The organism is Streptomyces sp. NPDC004721 (genome assembly GCF_053601495.1).
In genome coordinates this window covers 155,152-176,233 of sequence record NZ_JBSGBZ010000010.1, presented here as the reverse complement: position 1 = coordinate 176,233, position 21,082 = coordinate 155,152, and the positions used below count along the sequence as shown (strand labels likewise).

Genomic DNA, 21,082 nt, shown 5'->3' with positions numbered 1-21,082 from the left:
GGCACTGTGATCTCACGCCGGATGCCGGAAGATCCTTAGACCTCCTGTTGGAGCGGGTGCGCACCTTCCCGGGCGCGGGACCGGATCTGCCGACGGAGCCCGTCGCCCCGTGCTCACAGCGCGGTGTCCGGGGAAGCCCTACAGCCGACGCCCGCGCGAGCCCGGCAGGGCGACACCCGGGGCCTCGGGCGTGCCGTGGCCCGGGAACCGGGCGCCCAGCAGGGACAGCAGTGGCTCGGCCTCGCGCGCCGTCTCCTCGAACACGGCGTCCGGGTCGCACGGCGCGGTGACGGCGCCGCCGACGCCGTACCGCAGACGCCGGCCGCTCAGCACCGCGGTGCGGGTGGCGAGGCCGAAGTCGGCCGCTCCCGAAAGGGAGAAGTAACCGATCGCTCCCGTGTGGACGCCGCGCGGCCCGCTCTCCAGCCGGTCCAGGGCCCGCATCGACCGCGGCTTGGGAGCGCCCGTCACGGAGCCGCCCGGGAACGCCGAACGCAACGCCGCCACGGCTGTCGTGTCTTGGCGCAGCCGCGCCCTGACCGTGCTCACCAGGCGGTGCCCGCCGGGGCACGTCACCACGTCGAACAGCGGATCGGCCGTGACGGCGCCGGCCTCGGCGCCGGAACCCAGGTCGTGTCGCGCCAGGTCGAGGAGCGTGAGATGCGCGGCCCGCTCCCGCTCACTGGTGGCGAGATCCGCGATCAGCAGGGCGTCCTCCTCCGGCGTGCTCCCGCGGGGGCGGGAGCCCTCGGTGACCGTCGACTCCGCCCAGCCCTCCCGGTCGACGCGCAGGAAACGCTCGGAGGCGGAGCTGAGCACGGACTGCGCGCCGAATCCCAGGAACGCCCCGAACGGCGCCGGGGCCAGCCGCCGCAGGGTGCGGTACGCCTGCCACGGGTCGAGGTCCGTCCTGGTCTCGATCATGTTGGCGAGATACAGCCCATGGGTGTGGCCGGCGGTCAGCTCGTCCTGGCCGGCGGCGACGAGCTTGAGGTACCGCTCGCGCTCATGACGCAGCCGCAGCCGTGCCGGCCGGGTCGGTGACGGGATGCGGGCGGACGGAACGGGCAGCGGCGGCACGGCGGCAAGCCGCGTCGAGGCGGCGGTGAGCCAGGACCGGGCCGGACCCTCGTCCCCCTCCTCGGCCAGGGCGAGCAGAGACGCGGTGCCCGTGCCGTGGTCCAGGACGACGGCGCGGTCGGCGAAGACCATGACGGCGTCCGGTGCCGGTGACCGGTGCGCCCTCGCGCCGCCGCACTCGGCCTTCAACTCGTAGCCCAGGCAGCCGACCCAGCCGAGCGAGAAGTCGAACGGCAGCTCCGGGACCTCTACCGCCAGGGATCGCAGGTCCTCGTCGAGCCAGCGCAGGAACGGACTGCGGACCACCTCGGCGGGCCCCGCGGCCCGGACGGACACGCTGCCCCTGACCACGTGCGCGGTGGCGACCCGGGCGAGCGGCCCGTCCGCGTTGCCGAGGACGGACACCCGGCCCGGACCGCCGTCCGTCCGGCCGCCGTCCAGCCAGAAGGGATGGTCACCGGAGCGGAACAGGCGGTCGAAGACCGTCTCCGCATCCCAGCTCGTTTCCAGCCGTTCGGCCAGCACCCGCAGCCGGCGGCGCGGCGGCCGCGCACGATCACCGGCGCCCGGGAGCCGCTTCGGCGCCTTCCCCGCACCGGTGGCGGTGACCACCGGTGCCCGCCGTGGCAGGGCACCGGCGAACAGGGACGGGACGGGGCGGGATCTCCGGTGCTCTTCCGTCAGTTCGCGGAAGCGGGAGAGCAGTTGACGGCCTGTGTCCGTCCCGGCGGACTCGGGGTGGAACTGCACTCCCCACAGCGGCAGGCTCCGGTGGCGCAGCGCCATGACCACGCCGTCGTCCGTCGCCCAGGCGGTGGGCTCCAGGGCGGGGGAGAGACCGGTGACCGCCAGCGAGTGGTAGCGGACGACCTCGAGGGGGTTGGGCAGTTGGCGATGGAGCCCGGTACCGGTGTGCCGCACGGGGGAGACGCGTCCGTGGCACGGCCAGGGCGCACGGCCCACAGTGCCGCCGTGCACCAGCGCGATCGTCTGGTGGCCGAGACCCACGCCGAGCACGGGCAGCCGGTCCTGACGGCAGACCTCGGCGCAGATCGCCGTGCCGGCGCGGTCGTGCGGGGTGCCCGGCCCCGGGCAGAGCACCACGTTGTCGAAGCCCCGCAGCAGGCCGGGGCGCCAGGAGGGGTCGTCGTGGCGGACGACCTCGGGCTCCCGGCCGTTCACCTCGGCGAGGCGGTGGAACAGGTTGTGGGTGAAGGAGTCGTCGTTGTCGACGAGCAGAGTGCGCATCGCGGGTCCTCGCTCCGCAGGTGCGGGGACCGGAACCAGGGCGTCGGAGGAGGAGCGTCGTCAGCCGGAACCGGGGGCATGCGTCGGTCCCCGTGCTGCGGATTGGGTGGCTCGGTTTCCGAAAGGCGGGAGAAGTGTGTTGATTCCGGCCAACTGTATTTCGGTCATGAAGCGGGCATTGCTCGCCGGATCCCTATTCTCGGCATCACGACTGGGCGCTTCCTCTGTCTGGAGAGGAACCGAATTGGCACATTGCCTGATTTCGTCCGAGGCTATTTGCTGACGGGAACCCGCGGGTTCGGCCGGGCTCGTGCTCCTCGGACGTGGATGTGTGCGGAAGCGCGAATGCGGTGGGGGTGGGCCGACGTTCCGTGGTTCTCATCGGACTCCCGCTCCTTCCGGTCGGAGTGCGCATCGCCTCCCTAAGTGATCTCATGCGGGACACCGGAAATTCCCTAGTGTCGAGCGCACCGGCGGTGGGCGGCCAGGTGGCGGGCCTTGAACGCCGATGTTCGCGGACGGCGGGGTCGTGTGGCGCGGCACGGTCCGGGGCGGTCGGCGAGGTGTGGGGACGGCGCGTCCGGGGGCGGGCGGGCTCCGGCTTGCCCGCTTGGGCGCCGTGCCGGTCCGATTGCCGCCCGCGGTCCGTACGCACCGGGTGGCATCCAGTCGCCGGTCCGGCGCATGTGTGTTAGCTATGGCAAAGCCAGGCGTCAGGCGCGAGGGTTCGACTCGCGCGTAGGCAGCCCTCGGAGAGCAATCATATTCGGCCGACCAGTCGCACGTTGAACCCATGCCTCTGACTCGACAATAGCTGACTGGACAAGTGTTCTGGCTTAGAATCCGGGTGTGCCTTCCTCGAACCCGATCGACCACCCTCTCATCACGACGTTCGGCCGCCTGGTGGAGACCCACAGTCACCTCGAGCGGCGCCTGGGCACGGCCATGCAGTCGGAAGTCGGCCTGCCGCACGTCTGGTTCGAGGTCCTGATCCGGCTCGCCCGCTCGGAGGGAGGGCAGTTGACCATGAGCGCCCTGGCCGACCAGATCGCCCTGACCACCAGCGGGGTCACCCGGCTGATCGACCGGATCCAGGCGGCCGGCTACGTCGAACGCTGCCCCTGCGTCAGGGACCGACGGATCGCCTACGCCGCCATCACCGACGCCGGGCACGACGTCCTCTCCCGGGCGGCGGCCGGACACGTACGCAATCTGCGGGACACCTTCGCCCAGTTCAGCGAGGACGACCTGGCCACCCTGGACGACCTGCTCGACCGCCTCCGGAGTACGACGTGATACATGGCCGCGACAACGAGTCGACCGCACTCGCCGCCCGGACGGCCGCCGCATGCCGCGGTGAGACGGGGTGCGTGGTGCTGACCGCACCGCCCGGCTACGGCAAGAGCGTTCTCCTCGACGCCCTGCTGCGGGCTTCGGCCTGCCGGGACATGACGGTGCTGCGGGCGCACTGCGGAGAGGCGGCCGGCGGCGCCGGAGCCTACGCGGGACTGAGGGCGCTGTTCGCGCCGGCGGGCGCCCCGGCTCCGGACCGCCTGGAGCCGGAGCCGGGCGAGGACAGCCCCGCCACGTTCCTGCCCGGCCCCGGGGATGCGCAGCGGTTCACCCTCACCTCCGCCTATCCGGTGTTCCGCCGGCTCCTCGGGCACGTGCTGCGGCTCACCGCGGACCGGCCGCTGCTGCTCGTACTCGACGACGCCCACCACTGCGACGAACACTCCCTGCGCTGGCTGGAGTTCCTGCTGCGGCGGGCGGCCGGGCAGCCGCTGCTGGTGGTCCTCGGCCGGAGTTCCGGCACCGACCCGCGCGCTCCCCGGGCCTGGGCGGACCTCCTCGCCCACCCCGCGGTGTCCGTGCTGCCCCTCAGGCCACTCGGCACCGACGCCGTCGGCGGCCTCGCCGAGGAGGTCTTCGGCACGCCGGCGCACTCCCGACTCGCCGAGCGCGTCGCCGCGGTGACCGTCGGCAACCCGCGCACCGCCGTCCGACTGCTGCGCGAGCTGAGAAGACGCGGGGCGGCTCCGGACGAGGCCGGAGCACAGCAGGCGTGGGAACTCGGCGGCGGCATGGCCGCCCGGTCGGTGCGGCGTGCGGTCGACCGCGAGTCCGCCGCCGTCCGGTGCGTCGCCACGGCGATCGCGTTGCTCGGGAGCACACAGTCCCCGGAGAGCGTCGCGGTGCTGGCGCAGGTGGACCGTGCGCAGGCAGAGGAGGCGATCGCCGTGCTGCGCCACGCGGGAGCCCTCACTCCCGACGGCACCGCTCTGGTGCACGAAGCCGTACGTTCCGCGCTGCTCGAACCGCTCGGCGCCGCGCGGACGGCCGAACTGCACGCCCGCGCCGCGCTGTTGCTCAGCGACGCCGGCCGGCCCGTCGAAGAGGTGGCCCGGCATCTGATGCGGATGCCTCGCACCCGGGAACCCTGGATGACCGCGGTCCTGCGGGACGCCGCAGCCCGGGCCGAGCAACGCGGCGCCTTCGCCGAAGCCGCCGGCTGCCTGCGCCGGGTGCTGGAGGCCGAGCCCGACGACATCGAGGCCCGACTACGGCTGGCGCTCGCCGTGGCACCCGACGATCCCCTGAGCGCCGTTCCGCTGTTCCGCGCGGCGCTCGCCGGCACGGCGGACACACGCGCGCGGGCCGCCATCGCGGTCCAGTACGCCATGGCATGCCTGTCCGTACCGCTCCCGGCCGCCTGCCGGGCGGAGATCCTGGGAGCCCTGGAGACCGCCTGGGACGCCCTGGCGTCCGGCCCCGAGCGCGCCCCGCAACTGCGCGACCAGGTGGCGACCGTGCTGCTGCTCATGGGACGGCGCGGGACCGGTGTGGCGGCCCGGGAGCACCGCGGCACGGTGACGGCGTCGTACCGGCTGCGCACCGACCGGCAGCAGACGGAGGCGCTCGCCGCCCTGCGTACCGCGCTGGCCGGCCACTCCCGGGAGGCGGCCGTGAAAGGCGCCCGGCGCGCGCTGGCCAGTCCCTCCCTCCAGCAGCCGCCGTGGCTGCTGTTCACCGCCGCCGCCACACTCGGCCTCGCGGACGAGACGACGGAGGCGCACACCGCACTGGACACCATGCTGCGGCGCGAGGGCGACGAACCGACGGCCTGGGTGCGGGTGCTCGCCGGGTCCCTGAGGTCCCACCTGCTGCACCGTGACGGTGCCGTGCTCGACGCCGCCGCGGAAGCCCGCTCGACGATCGCCGCGGCGGGCCGGACCAACTGCGAGGCACGGCTGGTGACGGCACGAGCGGTGCTGGCGTCGGTGCTCGTCGACCGCGGCGAGCCGCAGCAGGCCGAGCGGCTCCTCGACCGGATCGGCCGCTCCGAGCCGAGCGGCTCGGCCCTCGCCTACCTGCTGTATCTGCACACCCGCGCCCGCACCCGCTGGGCGACCGGCAACCCGCGGCAGGCGCTGCGGTTGCTGCGTGAGTGCGGCGCGGTGCAGGAGACCGCCGGTGTGCTGAGCCCGGTGCTCACCTCCTGGTGGGTGGACACCTGCCTGATCCTCGCGGCCATCCGGCCCGCGGAAGGCAGGGAGTTGGCCGAACAAGGAGCCGAACGCGCGCGGCGCTGGGGAACGCCGCGCGCCCTCGGGCTCGCCGCGCTCGCCACGGGCGTCCTCACCCCGGGCCGGGCCGGGCTCGACCTGCTCGCCGAGTCGGCCCACCAGATGTCCCGGTCGCCGGCGGTCGCCGCGTACGCCCGTGCCGAATACGCGCTGGGCCGGGCCCTCCTGCTGCACGGCGACGAGGCCGGTGCCCGGGAGAGGCTGCGCAAGGCGGCCGGCATCGCGGGTGGCTGCGGGGCGCTCGCGCTGGCGGAGTCGGCCCGCAGCCTGCTGGTCTCCGCCGGCGGGCGCATGGGCCACGCCGCCGACGCGCCGACCGGGGGCCTGCTCACCACCACGGAGCTGAAAGTGGCCGGACTGGCGGTGTCCGGGGCCAGCAACCGCCAGATCGCACAACGGCTGTTCGTCACGGTGCGCACCGTCGAGTCACATCTGACCAATGTGTACCGGAAGCTCGGGGTGCGCCGACGGGACCAGCTCACGGACGCCCTGCGCGCCGTGCACGGCCGCTCATGGCCTCTGCCGGGCTGGTCGGTGCTGGAAGGGGCGTAAGGGTCCGACCTGTCGGGGACTCACACGCCGCACAACACGAACGGGGGCAGGAAGACAGGGTGAGCGACGAATGACGGGGTCAACTCCCTTTCACCAGCCGCAGCACGCGCGGTCGGCGACGGCCACCGAGGACCCGCCGTCCCGCGTCCGGGAGCGGGCCATGATGGCAGCAGTCGTCGATGGGCTCGACACCTCGGGACCGGTGCTCGTCACGCTGTCGGGCAGAAGCGGGCTGGGCCAGTCCGCTCTGGTGCGCTGGGCCGCCGACCGGGCCCGCGAGTCGGGCCAGCGGGTGCTGCGCGCCCGAGCGGCGCTGTCGGAGTCCGAACTGCCCTACGGAGTGGTCACGCAGCTGCTCGAACCGCTCGGCGTCCCACCGATCGGCATGCGCGCGACGCCACCGGGGCCGACGCGGCGCGAGCCCTTTCCGGGGCTGGCCGGGCTGCTGCGCGCGGCGCGCGAGTGCCCGACCGTCCTGGCCGTCGAGGACGCGCACTGGCTCGACCGGGAGTCGCTGCACTGGCTCCAGGCGCTGCTGCGCAGATCCGCCGGGGCACCGCTCGCGGTGGTGTGCGGCGGCGACGACGCGGCGGCGGCCGACCCCGGCTGGCCGGGCGAACTCGGCTCCGCACCCGGTCCGGTCGCCCATCACCTGACGCTGGCACCGCTGCCCCCGGACGAGGTCGCCGCCGAGGTGGCCCGGGTCTGCGGACCCGCGGACAAGGCGTTCACGGCCGAGGCCGCCCGGATCAGCGGCGGGCATCCCGAGGTGCTGCACGACCTGTTGCAGCGGTTCGCCGCGCTCGGACACCGGCCGGCCGCGGCCCGGCTCCCGGCCCTCCGGGCGACCGGCTCCGCCGTGCTCGGCGACCACCTGATGAGCGCCGTGCGGGGACTCGGCGCCGAAGCGGGCGAGGTGGTGCGGGTGCTGGCGGTCTGCGGACACCTGCTCGACTTCCCCCTCGTGCGCACGCTCGCTCGCGCGGGCTCGCTCAACGAACACCGGCTCCGGGCGACCCTCGCCCGGACGGCCGGCATCCGCGCCCTGCCCGACGGCCGCCTGAGGGTCGAACCGGCTTTACGAGTCCGCGTGTTGCAGGACATGGCAGCCGACGACCGGACCGATCTGCACGTTCGGGCCGCCGAACTCGCCCACCGCGCCGGGGCCGAGGACCGGGCCGTGGCCGACCTGCTGCTCGCCGCGCGCCCGACCGGGGCCGCCTGGGCGATCCGCACACTGCGCCGCGACGCGGACCACGCCCTGCGGGAGGGCGAGCACGACCGCGCCGCCGTACTCCTCGCGCGGGCGGCGGAGGAGGAACGGGATCCCGCCGAGCGCGCCCGCCTCGGCCTCGAACTGGCCGCCGTTCACCTGGTCACCGAGCCCGAGGCCGGGGACGTGCGCATAGAGCGGCTGATCCGTACGCCCGAGAACCCCGCCGCCGTGCGCCTGCACGCCGCCGACCTGGGCCTCACCGGGGGCGGTACCGAGGTGGTGCGCCGGTCGCTCGCGGACGCGCTGACGGTCGCGACCGGGGCCGAACGGGACGACCTGCTTGCGCTCTTCTGGGCCGCCGACCCGACCGGCCAGGGAAGCGGCATACCGTCCGTGCCCACGGTGCCACCCCTGCCGCAGCGCCCGGCCACCCGCGCGCAGGCCGCCGTGCGCGCCTGGCAACTCGCGCTGTACGGGGAGAGCCTGCACGAGGTCAGGAGCCTGGCCCAGGCCGCCCTCACCGATGACCAGCGGCCGGGCGGCCCGCTCATCCAGCCCGCCCTGGCGGCGTGCAGGGCCCTGTGCCTCACCGACGTGCTGGACGACGCGGAGTCCGGCCTGAACCGGCTGCTCGGCGCACTCGACGGCAGCCGGCTCCGGCTCGCCGCTCCCCAGATCCTCGCCCTGCGCGGCGAACTCAACATACGCAGAGGCCGGCACGCCCAGGCGGAGCGGGACCTGGAGGCCGCCGAGCGGGGAGCGCACCTGCTCGGCAGATCGGCCGCCCTCCTGCCCCATCTGTACGGCATCCGCATCGTCGTGGACGTGGAGAGCGGCCGTGAGGACGCGGCACGCGAGCGTGCCGCCATGCCCCTGCCGCCCGCCGCGGAGGACAGCGAGCACTGGCCCCGCCTGCTGTTCGCACGGGGAGTGGTCGCGCTGCGCGGCGGCAACCCCGTGGAGGCGCGCGACCAGTTCCGGGAGTGCGGCCGCCGGCTGCTGAGCCGCCATCACCTCAACCCCGTGCTGGTGCCGTGGCGTTCGCTGACGGCACTGACCTGCCACACCCTCGGTGAGTCGGCCGAGGCCCGGCGACTGAGCGAACAGGAACTGGCGCTCGCCCGGCGCTGGGGCGCGGGCAGCACCCTCGCCTGGGCCAAGCTGACCGCGGTGCTCGTGGCCGGGCGGGAGGACCGCCTGGCGGGCATCCGCTCGGCCATGGGAGTGGTGCGCTCGGCGCCTACCGGTCCGGAGTACACCCGCGTCCTGGCGGAATACACGGCCCTGGAGATGACGGAGAGCGGCGGCGACCGGCGGATGGCCGCTCTGTCGCTCGCCGAACTGTGCGCGCTGACCGCCGCCCACCCGTCCGCCCCCATGGCGGTCAAAGCCCGTGCGCTCGCCGGGGCGGCCACCGGCACGGTGTCGGTTCCGGGCTGGGGCGACCTCTCGGAGGCCGAGCGGCAGTCCGCGCTCCTCGCCGGCCGCGGCCGCAGCAACCGGGACATCGCCGCGCTGCTGGAGATATCCAGCCGTGCGGTCGAACTCCGGCTCGCCCGCGTCTACCGCAAGCTGCGCATCAACGGGCGCCAGGAACTGCGTGAACTCGTCCGCGCGATGGAAGGACACTGAACGCGATGCTGCTCGAACGAGGAGCCGAACTGGCGGCGGTGCGGCAGGCCCTGCGCGCCGCCGCCGAGGGGCGCTCCTCCCACATGGTGCTGGCCGGCCCCCTCGGCATCGGTCGTTCGGCGCTGCTGAACGCACTGCCTCGCTGCGCCGACGAGGGCGCGGTACACGTGCTGCGGGCCAACGCCGCGCCGACGGAGCAAGGCCTCGCCTGCGGTGTGGTGCGTCAGTTGTTCGACAGCCTGCTCACCACGGCACCCGGGCCGGGCCGGGAACGGCTGCTCGCCGGCGCGGGGGCCGCGCGGCGGGTGCTCGGTGACGACGTGGTGCTCGACCCCGACGCCTTGGACGGAACGGTTCTGCGCGATCTGCGCTCGCTGCTGGCCAAGTTGAGCGCCACGGCGCCCCTGCTGATCCTCATCGACGACCTTCAGTGGGCGGACTCCTGGTCGCTGCGCTGGCTCGCCCATCTCGCCCCGCGGCTGGACGGGTTGCGACTGCTGCTCGTGTGCACCCTGCGGGACGGCGATCCGGGCTCGCGCGACCCCCTGGTGCACGAGGTGGTGGGCGCCTCGGCCCGGATTCTGCGTCCCGTGCCCCTGTCTCCGGCCGCCACCGGGGAACTCGTACGGGCGCGCTTGGGTGAACCCGCCGACGAAGACTTCGTCCACGCCTGCCACGACATGTCCCAGGGGCGTCCGCTGTTCCTTCTGTCCGTGCTGTCCGAAGTCGCCCTCATGGGCTGCCCGCCGGTCGCCGCGAGCACCGGCCTCGTGCACGCGACGCTCCCTGCGCAACTCCGCGACCGCTTACTGAACTGCCTGCTGCTCCAGCCGCAACCGGTCCGGGACGCGGCGGCCGCGATCGCCACGCTGGCCGGGCACGAGGAGCCCGCACTCCTCGGCCGCCTCGCCGGCCTCGACGACGTCGGCTTCACGACGGCGCTGCGCGTCCTGCACCAACTCGGCCTGACGGCCGGGGAGGACGAGGCGCGCTTCGCGCACCCGTCCGTACGGGAGGCCGTCGAATGCTCGATGAGCGCCGCCGAACGGCAGCGCTGGCAGGAGGCCGCCGCCGGGGTCCTGTACGACGCCGGGCTCCCGGCGGAGCAGGTCGCCGCCCAGCTGATGGCGATTCCGACGCCCCGGTACCCCTGGGCCGTCGCGGTGCTGCGCAGCGCGGCGGACACCGCACGGCGCAAAGGGAGGCCGGAACTGGCCGCCCGGTATCTGCGGCGGGCGCTGCTGGAAGCGGTCGAGCAGGACCGGACGAGGGCCCAACTGCTGGTCGAACTCGCAGGTGTCGAGCTGTCCTTCGATCCGCCGGCCGCCGAATCCCACATCGCGCAGGCACTGCCCCTGCTCCCCATGGCCCGTGACCGCGCTGCCGCGGTGCTGCGGCTCTCGCCCTGTGTGACCAGCCCCGTGACCCCGGCGGGGGCCGCCCTGCTCAGGCGCGCCGCCGAGGACCTCGTGGACCCGTACACGTGCGACGACCCCGGTGGCGAAGAGGCGCTGTCCCTGGAAGCCAGGCTGCGGTACACGGGCCTCGACGACTACGCCCAACTCGCCGACGCCGTCGGCAGGCTGCGCGTCCTGGAGCCCACGGTCCGCTCGCGCGGCGGCCGGGAACTGCTGGCCGTGCTGCTGCACGCGGCGACGCTCAGCGCCGACGGAGAGGCGTCGGAGATCGTACGGCAGGCTCGCGGCATCCTCGACTGGGAACCGGCGACCGCCACCGGCGGCGGCTCGGTGATGCAGTTGGTGATGTTCTCCCTGGTGGGCGCCGACGCCCTGCAGACGGCCGAGTCCTGGCTGAACGCCGCGGAGCGGAGCGGGTACGGGGACGACGGTGGGGACGATGCCATGGGGCATGCGCGGCGCGCGCTGTTCCACATCGCGCGTGGCCGGCTGCCTCAGGCCCGGGAGCAGGCGGAGCGAATCGCCGAACTGGCCGACACGATCGAGGAGGAGAGCCGTTGCTTCGTCTACGGCGTGCTGGGCGCACTGGCGTTGTCGGCGCGTGATGTGCACCTGGGTTCACGCATCGTGGCCGAGGCGGCCGGCCGGGCCCTCGGGCCGATCCCGGCCGCACTGCTGAGCCTGCTCCGGATGGCGGAACAGGCCCAGGCGGGCGCGGCCGACACGGCCCTGGAGACGGCCATGGAATGCGGTCGGCAACTGGAGTGCGCGGGGTGGCGCAATCCCGTTCTGTTCCCCTGGCGTCCTTGGGCGATCTCCCTCTCCCAGCAGCTCGGCGACCATCACCTGGCCCGGACCCTGGCGGCGGAGGAGTACGCGCGGGCCAGGGAGTGGGGAGCGCCGGTGGCCATCGGCCGGGCACTGCGGCTGCGCGCCCGTGCCGACGGGGCGGACGACCGGGTCGACCTGCTGCGGGAGGCCGTGGCAACACTCCGCGACTCCGCCAGCGAACTGGAACTCTTCATGGCCGTACGGGACTTGGGGCGGTTGCTGGGGGACGGTGCCGAGGGCCGGGAGGCGCTGCGCGAGGCCGGCGAGCTGGCGGAGTCCTGCGGCGTCCCTTGGCTGGCCGGGCCGGTCAGCGCGGAAGGCCGGCCCTCCGTCCCGGTCGTACGGACGGCGCTCACCCGTACCGAGAGCCGTGTGGCATCACTAGTTGTCAATGGGCTCACCAATCAGGAAATTGCAGCTGAACTCCAAGTGAGTGCCCGAGCCGTGGAAAAGCATCTGACAAACTCCTATCGTAAACTTGGCATTACGGGCAGGCGTGAGTTGGCCGCAGTTCTCCAGGAAACCGGCGTGCATGCTCCCGGCTGAACGGGCGTTTGGTGTGCCCGTTTCTGTCGAAAATGCCCTCTGACCTGCTCTTTCGTAACCGTACCGAACCTTGGGTGCGGTGTCCGGGCGGCCGACCGAACCTTCCCCCGCAACTCCACAGAATCGGCGGGATCGGGCCGGTTCACGTTGACCCGGTCACCGTTGGCTCTCTAGAGTTCCAGGTGTGGTTCCGGTGGTAAATGGCGAATTGAAAGGTCAGGGAAACCGCGTCCCCCTCGGCATTCCTCTTCCATGAGAGAGGAGAAAGGAAAGCACTGGAGGGCCGGCGAGTTTCCTGACCCGGAAGGCCATCGGAAGCTGATACCTGTTCACCCATCACATGAGTACCAACCGCTGCGCAGACCGACGGTGCGGTGACGGCGACGAGAGGTCGAAAACCGGCAACGTTGTCAGATGCGTGAGGCACTGTCCACCGCCACATTCGTTGGTGTGCGCCCTCCAGGCAGGGGCGCCCGGGCGCCCTCGTGCCGAACCGTCCTGTCGTGGCCCGAACCGATCGGGTCCACCGCGCGCGGAGTACACCCCCCACCGCACGAAGGGCGATCATGCCGCAGGTCACCAACTCACGACGTGAGACGAGTTCGTTCACGTCCACCCTCCCTGTTTCGAGGAAGGGGCAAGCCCGCGACCTCCTCGAGCACGACGGGTCGCCGCAGACCGCGATGCTCGACGAGGGCCGCCTCAACATGGCACGTCTCGACCGGGCGTTGACCATCCAACAGGCCAGCGAAGGGTTCTTCTGGCAGTTCGGAGGCTCGTCCGCGGAGTTGTGCGGCCGGACCTTCAGCGACCTCGTCCACCCCAGTGTCCAGCAGCCGCTGATGCGGCAGTTCACCGGCCTCATCGAGGGCCGGCGTGATCGCTTCGCCACCGACGTCATCGCGGTGGGACGGGACGACGCCACGTTCACCGTCCCTCTGACGGCCCTCATGGTGCGCGGCGGTCTCCCGGACGAGTCCTCGATCCTGGTCATGATACCCAGCGCACAGAACGACTCGGCCGACTCGGAGGTTGTCGGCGGACGCAACAAGAAGCTCCTGAGCCCGATCGACGCCCGGATACTCGAAGGCATAGCCTCCGGACTCTCCACGATCCCGCTCGCCTCACGACTGCACCTGAGCCGACAGGGCATCGAGTACCACGTGACCTGCCTGCTGCGGAAACTCCGGGTGCCGAACCGGGCGGCGCTGGTCTCCCGCGCGTACTCCATGGGCGTGCTCAAAGTCGGCGTCTGGCCCCCGAAGGTGGTCCCGGACTTCATCAAGGACTGACGTCGCGGGGGGCCTGCCCCAGGCCGGATGATGTCGGCCGCTCGCGCGGGCCGGGGAATGCCTCGGCCCGCACACGGCGGCTCACATCAAGAAATGAAGGCATGCATCGCCAACTCCCGTGATTTCGATTTCAGTTGTTGACGCCGCCCGCCGGTGGGGATACAACCCGGAGAGAGCGCTCTCACGCCTGCTACCGCTCCACCCCCACGCACGCCGAACCGGCTTGAGGAGACCCGTATGCAGACCTTCTCCGGCGCACTCACCCGCAGACCGGCGACCACCGCCCCGCGTTCCCGCATGGCGCTCGGCCTGGTCGTCGTCCTGCTCGCCGCCTGCTTGGCCGCTCTGACACCGTCGTCCGCACAGGCCGCGGACCAACTGCTGTCCCAGGGGCGGCCCGCCGTGGCGTCCTCGGTCGAGAACGACACCTTCCCGGCCGGTGCCGCGGTCGACGGCAACACCGGCACCCGCTGGTCCTCCGCCTTCTCCGACCCGCAATGGCTCCGCGTGGACCTGGGCTCCGTCCAGCAGTTGACCCGCGCCACGCTGAACTGGGAGGCCGCCTACGCCAAGGCCTACCAGATCCAGATCTCCACCGACGCGAACACCTGGACCACGGTCCACTCCACCACCACCGCCACCGGCGGCACCCAGAACCTCGCCATCACGGGCAGCGGCCGCTATGTGCGCTTCTACGGAACCGAGCGAGCCACCCCCTACGGCTACTCGCTGTGGGAGTTCCAGGTCTACGGACCCGGCGGCACCACCCCGCCGGACGACTTCTGGGGCGGCACCGGCGACATACCCGCCGCGAAGAACGCCGTCGAGGTGAAAATCCTCAACCGCACCAACGGCAAGTACCCCGACAGCCAGGTGTACTGGAGCTTCAACGGGCAGGTCCACTCCATCGCCGAGCAGCCCTACCTCGACATGCCGGCGAACTCGGCGGGCCGCATGTACTTCTACCTCGGCGCGCCGGGCGGCCCCTACTACGACTTCATCGAATTCACCGTCGGCAACAACGTCTTCAACGGCAACACGACCCGCGTCGACGCCTTCGGCCTCAAGCTCGCCATGCGCCTGCACACCAAGGACGGCTACGACGTCGAGGTCGGCGAGAACCGGCAGACCTTCGCCGAGGACCGCGCCACCACCTTCCAGCGCTTCACCAACGCCGTTCCGGACCAGTTCAAGGTACTGGCCCAGACCCAGGCCCCGTACCGGATCATCGCCCCCGGCAGCGACCCCAGCTTCCGCGCGGGCGGCGCGAACGCCAACTACTTCACCTCGTACGCCCAGTCCGTCGGTGTCAACGCGGCCACCTCCGACATCTTCGGCTGCGCCGCCTCCCTGGCCGGCAACCCCGACATGTGCGCCGCCCTCAACCGGCACGTCGCCACACTGCCGGCCTCCCAGCAGTCCGACCCGGCCCAGTACTACAAGGCGGCACCCGCCAACTACTACGCCAAGTTCTGGCACGACAACGCCATCAACCGGCTCGCCTACGGCTTCCCCTACGACGACGTGGCGGGCCAGTCCTCCTTCGTCTCCCACGGCAGCCCGCAGTGGCTGCTGGTCGCCGTCGGCTGGTAACTGCCGGCCCGACAGACAGCGTTCCAACAGGCAGCGTTCCGGCAGCCTCTAGCGAGGAGTTGCGGCCCCGGGTGTGGGAAATGCCCGGGGCCGTTCAGTGGTCGGTGTCGTGCGGACCGGGTCGGGCAGGGCCGTGCCGCGGGTGCCGGCCGTCGCCGTACGGCTGGGCGTGCGGTTCGGCGTGCGGCTCGGCGCGGGAGGGACCCTCCTGGTCGCGGACCCCTCCTGGGGGCGGGGGGTGGGGGTGTCCGAGGGAAACGCCGTCCGTGCGGTCGTGGGGGTGGGGGCGGGAGCCGGTGCGGTCGCGGGAGGCGGCGGGGCCAGGGGGACCGTGGGCGTGACGGGTGCGGCCGGGGCCGACAGATGCAGCGGCAGTACGACGATGGCGGCCACCGCACAGGTCAGCGCCGCTCCGGCCGCGGCCCTCAGCAGCTTGCGGCGGGCGGCCGCGCGACGGATCGCCTCGTACTGGCCGGGGGGCGGGCCGAGACGGCCGGACGGGGGCCGCAGGAGCACCGTGAGCGGGTCGTCGGGCGCGAACTCCGGGTCGTTGTCAAAGCGAGTGGTCAAGGCTTCTCCTGAGGTGGACGCGGAGCAGTTCTCGGGCCGCGTGGAGGTCGGCTTTGACGGTTCCTTCCTTGCGTCCGGTCAGCACGGACACCTGCCAGATCGGCATGTCAGCGTAGTAGTGGAGGAGGATCGGGACGCGCAGTCGTTCCGGCAGGGACTGCACGAGCAGGCGCACCGACGGGTCCGTCTGCTCGGTGTGGGGGCGGAGCGCGGCCTCGGTGGTGACGCGGCGCACGGCGCGGCGCTCGCGTTCCTGCTTGCGCCAGTGGTCGCGGACGATGTTGGCCGCGGTCACATAGAGGAACCCGCGGGGCTCCTCCACCGACGTCCAGCGGGCCCAGAGGCGGGTGAACGCCTCGGAGGCGATCTCGTGGGCCGTCTCGTCGTCGTCGACGAGCCGGCGGCACCAGCCGGCGAGGCGCGGGTACAGGGCGGCGAACAGTTCGGACGCTGCCTTGTCGCGGGACCGTTTCAACGCTCTCCAGGGTCGGGGTGCCGAGTCGGGCACAAGTGTGTCGGGGCCACGGGCGGGGCGGCGGCTCCCGGGGGAGGATGCCGGGCCGGCGGTGTCGCGTTCCGCCGGCCCGGCCGCCGTCGCGGGGTACCGGCCCGTCAGCGGAGGGTGGCAGTGAGGGCGGCGAACACGATCACGTTGTCGCGGTAGCCGTCGCCGTCGCGCGGGCCGCCGCAGGTGATGAGCCGCAACTCCGGGCGGTCCACGTTCCCGTAGACGTCTTCGGCCGGGAAGCGCGCCTTGGCCACCGTCCGGGTGGAAGCGACGGCGAACTGCGCCTGTGTGCCGTTCCCCAGGCGGGCGGTGATCGTCTCGCCGGTCCGCAGCCGGCCCAGGTGGCGGAAGACTCCGTCGCCGTAGGAACCGACCGTGACATGGCCGAGGACGACCGACGGCCCGAGCTGCCCCGGTGTGGGCGAGTACCGGTACCAGCCCGCCTGGTCGTGTGCGGTGACCGGGGGGACCTGCACGGTGCCGTCCGGTTCCAGACCGAGGCTCAGCAGCGGGGTGTCGACCCCGATGGCCGGGATCCGGAGCCGGACCGGGACCGAACGCCGCAGGGGGCGCGGGGAGCCGACGCCCGGCGTGACGTCTCCGGTGTCCGGAGTGCCGCCGCCGCGGGTGCCGGTGGGATGGACGGTCGCGGACCGGCCGTTCCCGCTGTCACCGCAGCCCGCGAGCAGCGCGGTCAGCGCCGCGGTGCCGAACGCGCGCCTGGAGAGCGGCGTCATGCCCCGGTCGCCCGGCGGCGGCGGACGACGAGCACGGCCCCGCCGGCCATGACGAGCGCCACGCCGACGCCGCCGCCGATCAGGCCGTCCCGGGAGCCGGATTCCTGGGCGGGGGTGGTGACACCGGTGTCGGGCGCGCCCGCCGGCACCGCGCGGACCTGGCTACGGGCCGGGGCGCGGGTCGGTTCGGCGACCGGCGCGGGGGTCGCGGAGTCGGCCTCCGCGGGGGTGGCGGCCCTGGTGGGGACCGGGGAGGGAGTGGCCCCGTCGGCGAAGGCGGGTGCGGTTCCCGCCAGCACGGCGGTGCAGGCAACCGCCGCGGCGGTGAGGATGGTTCGGCGCATCGGATCGCTCTCTTTCGTCGGCGCCCGCCGGTCGGCGGGCGGTTGTGGATCGAGCGGAGAGACGAGGCGGGGCGGGAGCAGGTTGTAAAGGAATAGCAAAGTCGTGTTCCGGTCGTCCGGCATACGGCTGCCGGGCCGCGGGCTGCCGTTTCAGTGCCGGGCAGCAGGAAACCCCGACCGCTCGGGACCACTGGATGCGGGAAGGCACCGCTGTCGAAACCGTGAGGAACGAAGCCATGAGCGGAACGAATCCGGGTCGTCACGAGGAAAGGGCGACCCGAAGGGACTCCGGGACGATCGGCCGCCGCTCCCCCCGGACCGGCACGGAACCGGTGACCGCGCAGAGCCCGCTCGGACTGCGCCTGCTTCTGTCAGGCGTGTTCGTCCCGGTCTTCGCCGCGGCGACCGCGTACTTCGCGGTGTGGGCGGCGGACTCGGGGTCGGGGGACAGCCCCGGGCCCGGCCCGCTGACCGCCATCGCCGTGGTGTGCGGGGTGCTCGCCCTCTTTGCGATGGTCGATCTAGTGGTCGTCGCGCGGCGGCTCAGGCGTGAATGAGGCACCGCCTCGACCACACGTTGAGCGGCCGGCCTGATCCTGCTATCCCGGTTGTGCGCCCCGCGCGACGGACGGGTGTCGCTGCGGCGGCGTGTGCATGACCGCGATGGCCGCGGCATCGTCGGCGAGCCGGCCCCCCACGTGTGCGAGGAGGTCGCCGTGCAGGCGCTGGAGCACGTCGCCGGGCGTGCGGTCACCCCACGTGGCGAGACGTTCGGCGAGCCGGTAGAAGGCGCCGGACTCGTCGCGGGCCTCGACAACGCCGTCGGTGTACAGCAGCAGCAGGTCGTCCTCCTCGAAGGGGAACGTGTCGAGGACGTACTGGCCGTCGTTGAACTCGCCGAGCCCGAGCGGTGGCGCCGACTCGCTGCGGTTGAGCGGCTCCACGATGCCGCCATGGAGCATCAGCGGCGGGGGGTGTCCGCAGTTGACCACGTGGACGCAGCCGCCGTGGTCGGGGAAGTCGAGGAGCACCGCCGTGATGAAGCGCTCCTCGCCGTCGTCTGCGCCGCTGTGCGGATCCCAGCTGACGCTGCCGTCCAGGTGTGCCGCGAGGGCGGGCAGGGACGCCTGGCGGTAGGCGAATCCGTAGAAGGACCCGAGCAGCATCGCGGCGTCCCCGACGGCCGCCAGCCCCTTGCCCCGGACGTCGCCGATGAGCAGCCGGGTACTGGTGCTGGTACGTGTCGCGGCGTACAGGTCACCGCCGATCTGTGCCTCGGCTTCGGCGGCGAGGTAGACCGAGGCGACCGTCAGTGGCCCGATGCGGTCCGGCAGCGGCCGCAGCAGGACCTTCTGCGCGGCCTCGGACACGGACCGCACCTGGCTCAGCACGCGCCTGTGCCGGTCGCGTACGGCCGTGAAGACGACCACCACGATCGCGCCGACGGCCAGCGCGGCGATCCCCGCGCTCCGGCTCTCGTCCCCCAGCGTGTGCTGGAGCGAGGCCACCGTGACACGGGCGCCCACGGCCAGGACACTGACCAGCGCGGTGAGCCGGGGGCCGGCGAACGCGGCGCTGACGGCGGGCGCCGCCATCAGCAGCGGTCCGAGCTCCACGTACGGCGGAGTCAGCGCGTCCGCGAGGGAGATCGCCGCGATCAGCGCGAACGGCAAGGCCACGAGGGCACGCTGCCCCCGCGCCTCCTCGAAGATGCCGCCGGCTCCCACGTCCGTCATATGGCCCTCACTGTGTGGCATACGGCGCCGCGCAAGGCTGGTGCCGCCGGGCCAAGGGTCCGGCCGCCGTTCGAATCCATAAAAGGCCTATATCAGACCGTACAGTGACAAAAGCTACCTGCCAGGTGGTGGGCCGGATGGTGGGTGGAGGGAAAGGTGGACTGGGACGCTGTCGTCGACGAGCTGTACGGCCTTCCGCCGGGCGACTTCACCGCCGCCCGCGACGAGCGGGCCAAGGCCGCCCGCGCGGCAGGCGATCCCGAGCTGGCCTCCCGAATCCGTCATCTGCGCCGCCCCACCCTGGCCGCGTGGGCCGGCAACCTGCTGGTGCGCGAGCGGCCGGACGAGGTCGAACGGCTGCTGGAGCTGGGTGCGGCGCTGAGGCAGGCCCACCAGGATCTGGACGGCGGGCAGCTCCGGGAGCTTTCGGCGCGACAGCACCGGCTCACCTCCGCCTTGGCCCGGCAGGCCGGCCGGCTGGCGGCCCAGGCCGGGCAGCGTATCGGCGACGACACCCGGCAGGAGGTCCAGGACACCCTGCACGCGGTACTGGCCGATCCCGAGGCGGCCGAGCAATGGGCGGAAGGGCGCCTGACGAAGCCGCTGAGCGCCCCGGTCGGCTTCCCCGCCTTTTTCTCAGCCACCGAGGAAGCTCCGGCCACCCGCCGCACCCGGCCCGCCGGCGAGGTGGCCGACCTGGACGCCGCGCGCGTCCGGCGCCGCGAGCAGCAAGAGCAACTTGAGCGAGCCCGGCAACTGGCCGCGGACGCCGAGCGGGAGCTCCACGACCGTGAGAACGAGCTGGCCGACGCCAAGGAGGAGCAGAGCCGGGCGGAGGAAGAGCAGCAGCGGGCCGAGCAGCGCGTCACCGAGCTGTCCCGGCAACTCGAACACGCCGAACGTGAGCAGCAGGTGGCCGGGGAAGCCGCCCACAAGGCCCGCGACCGCACACGGGACCTCGACGGGACGATGCGTGAGGCCCGGCGCCGGGCCAAGGGCGCCGCAGCCCGTGCCCGGAAGCTCGCCGAACAGGCACAGCAGCACAAGGGCTGAGAGAAAGGTGCTCAAGAAGCCTCCCACTTGGCCGCGAGCCGACATGGGCAGGATCATGTCGCCATGGCTGATCACCTCCATCCCGCGCCGCCGGCGGTAGTGCGGCTCACGCACTACACAGAGGCCGAGAAGAAGGAGATCCTCGGCGACGGCACCGATCCCTTCGGCGTCGCGTACGCAGGACTCACCTGGCTGCCGAAGGAACACCACTTCGGCGTCAGGCTGGAAGGCCGCCTCGTGGCGCATGCCGGGCTGCTCCGGCTGCCCATGTCCATCGGCGGTGACAGCACCGAAGTAGTAGGCGTCGGCGGAGTGGCCGTCGCACCGGATGTGCGGGGGCGCGGATTGGCGCGCCAAGTCGTCACGGCGGCCCTGGAGCACGCACGGACGATGGGACCGCGGCACGGACTTCTCTTCTGCCGCCGGCCCCTCGTCCCCCTCTACGAACGGCTCGGCTGGCGAGCGCTGGACCAGGACGTGCATGTCGAGCAACCCGGCGGGCCCGTGCTGATGCCGCTGCGGACCATGGTCACGCCCCTGCACGACCGGGCAGGCTGGCCGGCCGGAGCCGTACGCCTGCTGTCGTTCCCCATGTGACAGGGCGCCGCTGTCACTGCCGTGCGTCATGCTCTGCCCGTGAACGAGAACGCCTTCTGGCAGCTCATCGACGACTGCACACCGTCCGCGCCGGACCCGGACGCGGAACAACTGGCCGCGGCGCTGACGGACCGTCTCTCCGCGGAGACACAGGCGACGGTCGTCGGGTTCGCCGAGCAGCTGTCATGGGCCCTCTACCGGCTGGACCGCGAGGAGTACGGGCACGACCTGTCGGGGGACAGCTTCCTCTACACCCGCGCAGCCGTCGTGGCCGCCGGCCGGGACACGTACGCGGCGGTACTCCGCGACCCGCGCCTGTTCGCCCCCTACGCCGAAGACCTCGTCTGGGCGGAGCACCTGCTCCACGTGCCGGACGAGGCTTACCGGCGGGTCACCGGCGAGGAGTGGGATCGCGGTACCCGCTACTCCTACGAGTCCTACTCGAACTCCGCCGGGTGGGCCGACGCGTAGAGATCGAGGGGGACGCTCCCGCACCCTGCGGCATGGCACCCGTGACGACGTCTCGCGCGCGCGGCGGTCAC

16 protein-coding genes are annotated in these 21,082 nt (G+C 72.8%); 10 read left to right on the top strand and 6 right to left on the bottom strand.

Translation table 11 applies throughout. The annotated features are described in order from the left end of the window. Positions 1–138: 138 nt before the first annotated feature. Positions 139–2,328 (bottom strand): chorismate-binding protein, encoded by a 2,190-nt coding sequence (locus ACWEK3_RS12095; RefSeq protein ID WP_453249617.1) that lies wholly within the window; start codon positions 2,326–2,328, stop codon positions 139–141. A gap of 849 nt (positions 2,329–3,177) precedes the next feature. On the opposite strand from ACWEK3_RS12095, the gene ACWEK3_RS12090 reads away from it, so the two are divergent. The 6 genes from ACWEK3_RS12090 to ACWEK3_RS12065 all read left to right on the top strand — a co-directional run bounded on the left by ACWEK3_RS12090 (position 3,178) and on the right by ACWEK3_RS12065 (position 14,995). Next, the gene (locus ACWEK3_RS12090; RefSeq protein WP_453249616.1) at positions 3,178–3,624 is read left to right on the top strand and encodes a MarR family winged helix-turn-helix transcriptional regulator; all 447 of its coding nucleotides are present in this window, start codon (positions 3,178–3,180) and stop codon (positions 3,622–3,624) included. Then, entirely contained in the window at positions 3,621–6,467 is a 2,847-nt protein-coding gene (locus ACWEK3_RS12085; protein ID WP_453249615.1) for a helix-turn-helix transcriptional regulator, read from the top strand. The genes ACWEK3_RS12090 and ACWEK3_RS12085 overlap by 4 nt, the downstream gene beginning before the upstream one ends. A gap of 70 nt (positions 6,468–6,537) precedes the next feature. Beyond that, a complete protein-coding gene (locus tag ACWEK3_RS12080) occupies positions 6,538–9,315 on the top strand; it encodes an AAA family ATPase (protein WP_453249614.1) in 2,778 nt (925 codons plus the stop codon). A 5-nt stretch (positions 9,316–9,320) separates the two neighbouring features. Beyond that, a complete protein-coding gene (locus ACWEK3_RS12075) occupies positions 9,321–12,110 on the top strand; it encodes an ATP-binding protein (protein ID WP_453249613.1) in 2,790 nt (929 codons plus the stop codon). A 707-nt stretch (positions 12,111–12,817) separates the two neighbouring features. After that, on the top strand, positions 12,818–13,402 hold the full coding sequence (locus tag ACWEK3_RS12070) for a LuxR C-terminal-related transcriptional regulator (RefSeq protein ID WP_453249642.1): 585 nt from the start codon (positions 12,818–12,820) through the stop codon (positions 13,400–13,402). A 237-nt stretch (positions 13,403–13,639) separates the two neighbouring features. Then, positions 13,640–14,995, top strand: coding sequence for a beta-1,3-glucanase family protein (locus ACWEK3_RS12065; protein ID WP_453249612.1), 1,356 nt, complete (start codon positions 13,640–13,642; stop codon positions 14,993–14,995). A 48-nt stretch (positions 14,996–15,043) separates the two neighbouring features. Here the strand turns inward: ACWEK3_RS12065 and ACWEK3_RS12060 are convergent, their stop codons facing one another. The 4 genes from ACWEK3_RS12060 to ACWEK3_RS12045 all read right to left on the bottom strand — a co-directional run bounded on the left by ACWEK3_RS12060 (position 15,044) and on the right by ACWEK3_RS12045 (position 17,154). Continuing rightward, positions 15,044–15,565 carry a hypothetical protein gene (locus ACWEK3_RS12060; protein ID WP_450539851.1) on the bottom strand — a complete coding sequence of 174 codons (522 nt, stop codon included), beginning with the start codon at positions 15,563–15,565 and terminating at the stop codon, positions 15,044–15,046. Then, on the bottom strand, positions 15,549–16,040 hold the full coding sequence (locus ACWEK3_RS12055) for an RNA polymerase sigma factor (RefSeq protein WP_141364263.1): 492 nt from the start codon (positions 16,038–16,040) through the stop codon (positions 15,549–15,551). The genes ACWEK3_RS12060 and ACWEK3_RS12055 overlap by 17 nt, the downstream gene beginning before the upstream one ends. A gap of 137 nt (positions 16,041–16,177) precedes the next feature. Next, positions 16,178–16,810 (bottom strand): class F sortase, encoded by a 633-nt coding sequence (locus ACWEK3_RS12050; protein WP_450539852.1) that lies wholly within the window; start codon positions 16,808–16,810, stop codon positions 16,178–16,180. After that, positions 16,807–17,154, bottom strand: a complete 348-nt coding sequence (locus ACWEK3_RS12045) for a sortase-dependent protein (RefSeq protein ID WP_450539854.1) — start codon at positions 17,152–17,154, stop codon at positions 16,807–16,809. Before ACWEK3_RS12045 ends, ACWEK3_RS12050 begins: the two co-directional genes overlap by 4 nt. A 236-nt stretch (positions 17,155–17,390) precedes the next feature. Between ACWEK3_RS12045 and ACWEK3_RS12040 the strand changes: the two genes are divergently transcribed. Beyond that, complete coding sequence (locus ACWEK3_RS12040) at positions 17,391–17,711, top strand: DUF6343 family protein (protein ID WP_450539856.1); 321 nt, start codon at positions 17,391–17,393, stop codon at positions 17,709–17,711. Positions 17,712–17,753: 42 nt separating this feature from the next. On the opposite strand, the gene ACWEK3_RS12035 is transcribed toward ACWEK3_RS12040, so the two are convergent. Next, positions 17,754–18,890, bottom strand: a complete 1,137-nt coding sequence (locus ACWEK3_RS12035) for a PP2C family protein-serine/threonine phosphatase (protein WP_450539858.1) — start codon at positions 18,888–18,890, stop codon at positions 17,754–17,756. A 156-nt stretch (positions 18,891–19,046) separates the two neighbouring features. Here ACWEK3_RS12035 and ACWEK3_RS12030 point away from each other — a divergent pair, with 156 nt between their 5' ends. The 3 genes from ACWEK3_RS12030 to ACWEK3_RS12020 all read left to right on the top strand — a co-directional run bounded on the left by ACWEK3_RS12030 (position 19,047) and on the right by ACWEK3_RS12020 (position 21,011). Further along, on the top strand, positions 19,047–19,943 hold the full coding sequence (locus ACWEK3_RS12030; RefSeq protein WP_453249611.1) for a hypothetical protein: 897 nt from the start codon (positions 19,047–19,049) through the stop codon (positions 19,941–19,943). A gap of 63 nt (positions 19,944–20,006) precedes the next feature. Continuing rightward, on the top strand, positions 20,007–20,540 hold the full coding sequence (locus tag ACWEK3_RS12025) for a GNAT family N-acetyltransferase (RefSeq protein WP_390875778.1): 534 nt from the start codon (positions 20,007–20,009) through the stop codon (positions 20,538–20,540). 39 nt (positions 20,541–20,579) lie between these two features. Next, on the top strand, positions 20,580–21,011 hold the full coding sequence (locus ACWEK3_RS12020) for a DUF4240 domain-containing protein (RefSeq protein WP_453249610.1): 432 nt from the start codon (positions 20,580–20,582) through the stop codon (positions 21,009–21,011). The last annotated feature ends 71 nt before the right edge of the window (positions 21,012–21,082 follow it).